Source organism: Candidatus Protofrankia californiensis (genome assembly GCF_900634765.1).
Classification (GTDB): domain Bacteria; phylum Actinomycetota; class Actinomycetes; order Frankiales; family Frankiaceae; genus Protofrankia; species Protofrankia californiensis.
Genome location: NZ_CAAAFT010000499.1, coordinates 1 through 1,295, shown reverse-complemented (window position 1 = coordinate 1,295; position 1,295 = coordinate 1). Strand labels below are relative to the sequence as shown.

1 pseudogene is annotated in these 1,295 nt (G+C 68.7%); it reads right to left on the bottom strand.

Annotated features, from left to right (window positions below):
* Positions 1-51: 51 nt before the first annotated feature.
* Positions 52-1,294 (bottom strand): annotated as a pseudogene (locus DD1DGNOD_RS26165) (N-acetylmuramoyl-L-alanine amidase).
* Position 1,295 lies beyond the last annotated feature (1 nt).

Genomic DNA, 1,295 nt, shown 5'->3' with positions numbered 1-1,295 from the left:
GGTCACAAGAATCATGCTGTGCGAACCCGGCCGACATAGGTGGTCACCGCACTAGAGGCCCTTGCGGGAAGCAAGAGTCGGTACCCGTAGCTGACCGGTCGGTGGGTCGAGGTCCGGCGGCAGGAACAGCCGCTGCACCGCGGCAAGGATTGCCTCGGCGACCGTGGCCCGGAACTCCGGCGACCCGAGTGCGGCGGCGTCATGCGGGTTCGTCAGATATCCCAGATCCGTCCGGATTGCCGGCATCCTCGTCCGCCGGAGCAGCTCCCACGTCTTGGCGTGGGTCCGGCAGTCGACCAGGTCCGTCCGTGACACGAGTTCTTTCTGGACGAGCGTGGCGAGACGCTCGCCCACGGCAGAGGATCCGCGGGCGTTGCCGTAGTAGTAGGACGACACTCCCTGGGCCTGTGGCGATTTGCCGGCGTCCAGGTGCAACGACACCAGCAGGTCCGCGCCGATCTCGTTCGCCCGGTGCGCCCGCTCGACCCTCCGGGGACTCGTGCGGACCGTGCAGAAGGTATGCCTCCAGGCCGGAGGCCAGCAGACGGGCCTCGAGCCGTGACGCGAGATCGGCGATGAGGTCGCGCTCGCACAGGTCGCCGACGGTGACTCCAGGGTCGGCCCCGCCGTGACCAGGGTCGATCGCGACCACGACACCGAGCAGGGACGGACCTCGCTGCAGCAGCCGTACCGATTCCCTCAGCACGTCCGGGCGACCGCCGACGACTGTGCGCTCGAGCTTCTTCAGCTCCCGCAGCGTCAGCGGCCCGCAACGACCGTCGGGCTCCAGAGCGCGGTTGTACTGGAAGTCCTTGAGTGCCGCCTCCGTCCGCGGGCCGAAGATACCGTCCGTTCTTCCCACGTCGAACCCCATGTTCGACAGCCGTTCCTGCAGCGCCGCCACGTCGTCCCCGACAAAGGGATGGTTGATGCTGTGGAAGAGCAGGCGGTCGCCCAGTTTGCGACGGGCCTCCTCAAGGGCGCGGAAGGTGTCCGGGCCGACGATGCCGTCCGCTGACAGGCCTCGGCTCTGCTGGAACGCCCGGACGGCCTGGTCCAGAGATACATCGAACAGCGTTGCGTCCGGTGTCGACCCGTCGGCTGTTCCCGCCCGTGCGCCGCTCGGCGGTTCACTGGTCGGCGGTTCGGTCGGTTGCGGCAGGTCCGTGCCCACCATGTGCAACCGATCTGCCGCGGGCGTTTCCTGCTGGCGCGGCGCGGCCGGCAGGAACGACAGAGAGATCAGTGCGGCGCGTACCTCGGCGACCGAGGGATCGCGGTCGCCGAGACGCAGG